Here is a 244-nt window from a genome sequence, read left to right as displayed (position 1 = left end):
TGATCGGCTCCGGCATCGCCGGAATGAGCTTCGCTCTAAAAGCCGCCAAAAAAGGACGCGTGGCTATAATCTGCAAAACCACCCTCGATGAGGCAAACACCTATTTCGCTCAGGGTGGTATCGCAAGCGTCACTAACCTTGAGGTTGACGATTTCGACAAACACATCAACGACACAATGATAGCCGGTGACTGGCTATCCGACCGCAATGCGGTGGAACAGGTGGTGAAAAAAGCTCCCGAACA

At 52.0% G+C, this 244-nt stretch carries 1 protein-coding gene; it reads left to right on the top strand.

Translation table 11 applies throughout. The features are described from left to right. On the top strand, positions 1–244 hold a 244-nt coding region (locus ACX9YW_RS23480; protein ID WP_460351205.1), incomplete at both ends, for an FAD-binding protein.

The organism is Pseudoneobacillus rhizolycopersici (assembly GCF_054786815.1).
This window is presented reverse-complemented; position numbering and strand designations above follow the sequence as displayed.